We start from the raw sequence: 2009 nt of genomic DNA on the forward strand, positions 1-2009 counted from the left end.
AAGCGCGCCGCCGCACCGCGCGCCCAGCCCGCTCGCCCCGCACCGGCCCCGCAACCGGCCCCCGCCCCGGCGATGGAAGTCACCGACGACGTCGCCCGCCTGTCGATGAGCACGCTGTCGTTCCAGGATTACGTGCGTGAGCGCATGCTCAAGCGCCGCCAGGCCGCCATGCAGCAACAGCACGGCCGCGACAACGAACCCAGCTTCATGCCCGACGACGAGCTGCCGCTGCCGACCGCGCTCGAGCAGCGCCTGGCCGAACGGCAGGCGATGCACCCGGCGCCGGTGCAGCACGCGCCGATGCAGGCCGTCGGCGGCCGCAGCGCCACGCTGCGCGAGCCGCCGGTGCTGCGCGAAGAAATCCGCGTGCAGCAACAGCAGGCCGCCGCCGCTCAAGCGCAGGCTCAGGCCCACGCGCAGGCCTTGGCCGATGCACGTGCCCAGGCCCATGCCCAGCAACACACGCCCGCCCCGGTGCCCGCCGCACCGGTCGTCTCGCTCGCCGATGCACGCTCCACCGTCAACGCCTCGGCCCGCCGCGACCAGCAGGACATGATGAACGAGCTGCGCTCGATGAAGGGCCTGATCGAGGAGCGCTTCGGTGCCCTGGCCTTCATGGAGAAGCTGCAGCGCCAGCCCGCCCAGGCGATGCTGATCCAGAAGCTGCTCGACAGCGGCTTCTCGCCGGCGCTGATCCGCAAGCTGGCCGAGAGCCTGCCGAACGACGTCAGCGACGAGACCTCGTGGGCCGCCAACATCCTCGAGCGCAACCTGATCACCGGCGAGAACGACGCCGCGCTCGAAGACCAGGGCGGCGTCTACGCGCTGATCGGCTCCACCGGCGTCGGCAAGACGACCAGCGCCGCCAAGATCGCCGCCGCCTTCGCCACCAAGCACGGCGCCGCCAACCTCGGCCTGATCACGCTCGACGCCTACCGCGTAGGCGCCCACGAACAACTGCGCGCCTATGGCCGCATCCTCGGCGTGCCGGTGCACACCGCCCACGACCGCGCCTCGCTCGAAGACCTGCTGGAACTGCTGGCGGCCAAGAAGATGGTGCTGATCGACACCGCCGGCATGGCGCAGCGCGACAGCCGCACCCGCGAACTGCTCGACATGCTGGCCCACCGCTCGATCCAGAAGCTGCTGGTCGTCAACGCCGCCGCGCAGGGCGAGACCATCGAGGACGTGATGGTTTCGTACCGCGCCGCCGCCTGCAAGGGCATCGTGCTGTCCAAGCTCGACGAAGCCGTCAAGCTGGCCCCGGCGCTCGACGCGCTGATCCGCCACAAGCTGAAGGTGGTCGGCGTCGCCAACGGCCAGCGCGTCCCCGAAGACTGGCACCGCCTGTCGGCCCACGCGCTGGTGCATCGCGCGCTGCGCGCCAACACCGGCACCGCCTACCGCATGGATGCCGACGACGTGAACCTGATCTTCACGGCGCGCCAGCCGGCGCTGCGCACCCGCGGATCGCTGCACGCCTGATCGCTCGCCCGATCCCACAAGAACAGCCCCCTCGACTCGTCCTCAGCGCCCCATGCACGACGCCTACGACTCCTCGTTCCCGCAAGACCAGGCCCACGGCCTGCGCCAGCTGTTCGGCCAGACGCGCGTGCGTTTCGTGCCGGTGGTGGCCAACCCGAACATGGCGTTCGGCGGCGTGATGCTGGAGCGCCTGTGCACCGCCTTCGGCGAGCTGGGCGCGCATGTGCTGGTGATCGACGCCTCCGACCGCGCGCCGGCCCCGGCCGAGCTGACGGCCGTCGGCCTGACCGGCTGCGTCGAGGCGCTGTCGCACCAGGTGTCGTACCTGGCCGCGCGCGGCCTGCCGATCCGCTATGTGGACGCGCACGGCAGCACCGCCAACTTCCTGCATGCCGCTGCCGATGCCGCGCCGCATGCCGACGTGGTGCTGGTGCATGCCACCGAGACCGACCTGTGCCGTTTGTTCATGCGCAGCGAGGCCCGCCCGCTGCTGCTGGCCGACGACCGCCCGAGCAGCGTGACCC

1 protein-coding gene and 1 pseudogene are annotated in these 2009 nt (G+C 71.4%); both read left to right on the forward strand.

Annotated elements, in window-relative coordinates; all coding sequences use genetic code 11:
• Window positions 1-1485 (forward strand): flagellar biosynthesis GTPase FlhF (gene flhF / locus AC1D15_RS29185; RefSeq protein ID WP_477828771.1); only part of this gene is annotated, 1485 nt, incomplete at its 5' end.
• Window positions 1486-1537: 52 nt separating this feature from the next.
• A pseudogene (locus tag AC1D15_RS29190) lies at window positions 1538-2009 on the forward strand (MinD/ParA family ATP-binding protein); the annotation flags it as partial.

Source organism: Rhizobacter sp. P2_H2, assembly GCF_056403375.1.